Origin of the sequence: Candidatus Nitrosopumilus salarius BD31 (assembly GCF_000242875.2) — an archaeon.
Taxonomy (GTDB): domain Archaea; phylum Thermoproteota; class Nitrososphaeria; order Nitrososphaerales; family Nitrosopumilaceae; genus Nitrosopumilus; species Nitrosopumilus salarius.
Genome location: NZ_AEXL02000100.1, coordinates 1 through 3,002, shown reverse-complemented (window position 1 = coordinate 3,002; position 3,002 = coordinate 1). Strand labels below are relative to the sequence as shown.

Below are 3,002 nucleotides of genomic sequence, written 5' to 3'. Positions count from 1 at the left end.
TTGGTTGTGAAATTAGTGAATCATTTACCGTAATTGTAATTGTTTGTTTATCAGAAATTCCATCTTTTTTTGCAGTAATATCAAATGTGTATGTTTTTCCACCATCTGAACTAGATGGCGTCCATGAAAACATGCCGGTATTTGATATAATTTTAGCACCTGCTGGTGGATTATTTTCCAAAGTAAAAACTGCATCTTTTACTGAATTATCTATAAGCTTAACTGTAAATGATAATAATTTTCCCTCATCAATTGTTAATTTACCAATTGGGCTAATCTGTACGTTATTTGATCTTGGAATAGCAGAAAATTCATTTGATGGTTCACTAACTCCTGCTGAGTTTATTGCTGAAACTCTGTAAGTATACTTTGAATCTTTTATAAGATTAGTATGTGAATATGTTTTTGTTGTACTTTTTGAATCTGAAACTAATTCTGTGAATGCATTATCATCTTTTTTTACTTCAATTTTATAACCTGTAATGGGAGAATTTCCATCTTCTACTGGAGAACTCCATGCTAAATTAATTTGAGTTGATGAAACAGCTGATGCAGTTAATTTTATTGGTGGTGTAGAAACTGTTATTTGAACAGAACTTGATGTTATTGGCTCTTCTGATGTATCAGTTGAGTCTTCTTTTGGAGTAGCTGATGCTGAAATTGATTCACCTGTAGTTCCAAATCCAATAACTGCACTAATTGCATATGAATATGTCTTGTCTGTTGTTAAACCTGAAACAATGAATGATGTGGTTTTACTGTCTGTATTACCTACAGTATCATACACTCCTGGAATCACTTCCCGTTTGACTTCATACCCACTAATTGACTGTCCAAAAGTTTCTGATGGTGGTAACCATTTAAGCTTTATTTGATTTGGCGAAATTGCTGTCGCAGTTAAAGCCGTAGGTGTTGTTGTATGTTGTGGTTTTATTGACACGCTTGATGATGAAGTACTTGTTCCTTCTGAATTAATTGAATAAACTCGATAAAAATAAGTCTCAGATGAATCAAGTCCTTGGTGGATAAATGATGATGAAGTACTTGCAGTATTTTCAGTAAGTACAGTATAATCTCCTGATCCAACTTTGTATTCAATTTTATAACCAGAAATTGATGGAATGCTTTCTGCCATTACAGGCTTATCCCACGAAATAATTATTGAAGTTGGAGAAATTGGTGATGCCTTTAGATTTTCAGGCTTGCTTGGAATGAGTACTGCTGGCTCAGAATTTAGTTCAAACGCCTGAATTCTATCGTTATCAGAATCAGCAACAAATAACAAATCATTAGTAGAATCATATGCAATTCCTACTGGGGTGTTGAACTGGCCATTTCCTGAACCTGTAGACCCAATCTCCTCGACATAACAAACCCCATCAACAATTTCTTCAGTACCGCTAGGGCAAGTTGTACCATCAATTATCTTAAAAATTTGAATTCTATCGTTATCAGAATCAGCAACAAATAACAAATCATTAGTAGAATCATATGCTAGCCCTGTGGGATCATTAAATTCACCTTCATCGGCTCCTGTAGATCCAAATTCTTTTACATAACAAACCCCGCTAACTGATTTGACTGTTCCACTAGGGCAGGTTGTACCTGTAACTAATTCAAAGATGACAATTCTATCGTTCCCGCTATCTGAAACAAATAACATCTCATTTGAATTGTCAATTATCATGTTTGATGGGTTTGAAAAATCATCATTCCCATCAAATGAATCAAATTCAAACAAAAAATCTCCTGTAGAATCAAATACTGATATTAAATCTGATTCAGTATTGGAAACTAAAATGTTATTTGATGATTCTTGGATTGTGATTCCTTTGGCTGAACCTAGATATTCATCAATGGCACTGTTTGATGATCCAAATTTTGATTGAAATTCACCATCATCATCAAATATTTGAACTCTAAAGTTATCTGAATCTACAACAAAAAATTTCCCTAATGCATCCCTTGCAATGCTGATTGGATTGTTAAATTGACCATCACCATCAACATTTGCACCATCTGCATTATCATTACAATTTTGAATTTCTGCTATATCACAAAACGTCCCATATTTGAAATCATAATCTCCATCATTTTCTAATACTAGAATTCTATCATTATTGTTATCTACAACATAGATATTTTTTCCATTTTTATCTACAATTACATCTGTAGGATTGTTGAGATTACTGTTACCAGTTCCAGTAGTTCCATATTTGAAAGCAAACTCTGGTTCTGCATATACGGTCTGAAGTGATACAATACAAAGTACAAATAATAAACTAAAAATTGTTTTTTTAATCAATGTCTGACTATTCATTTTATCATAAATCTAATAAATTAGATAATAAATTTCACTACCTATTTGATCAATTGAGATTAACAATAACTGAAAATTTTTTCTAAATTTTGATGTATTTTCTTGCCTTCAAAATCACAATCATTGGTGCTGCTACATACATTCCTATATTCATCAAAATCACACCAATACCATATCCTACAACTTCAGAATTTGATTCTGCATGAGACATTATGGACAATGATGATAGCAATGGAGTGATTCCAATCTTCACAATTTCTTTGAATAGTGGACTTTCTCTCTCCATATCTGCTATGTGTGGTGAGAATGAATAGTAAAATTGGTTAAAACCAGTCATAAATGAAATGCCAGATTCCGTATTCATTAGTTGATTATCTCTAATTTCTCTGAGAAGTTGTACTTGCGGAGCCATCTCAGAACCATATGTTGCAGTTGCAATGAGACAACCTCCTCCTTCATCTGGATTGTCTATGATAACACACATTCCATCTACAAGATCTGTTCCTTCACCACATTCTCCAAATTCTGGTTCTTCAATTACTGGTTCTTCAACCCCGACTGCATCATAAATTGTAATGTCCGGATATGTCTTGTCAAACCATTCTTTGTATGTGATCTCTTTATTGTATCTATCAATATAGTATTGTGGATCTAGATTTGGGTCTACAAATGGAGCTAATTC

The 3,002-nt window shown here is 33.2% G+C and carries 2 protein-coding genes; both read right to left on the bottom strand.

What is annotated here, in order from left to right:
• The coding region (locus BD31_RS05820) for a fibronectin type III domain-containing protein (RefSeq protein WP_008299835.1) at window positions 1-2,320 on the bottom strand (2,320 nt) is incomplete at its 3' end.
• An 82-nt stretch (window positions 2,321-2,402) separates the two neighbouring features.
• On the bottom strand, window positions 2,403-3,002 hold a 600-nt coding region (locus BD31_RS05815), incomplete at its 5' end, for a CFI-box-CTERM domain-containing protein (protein ID WP_008299833.1).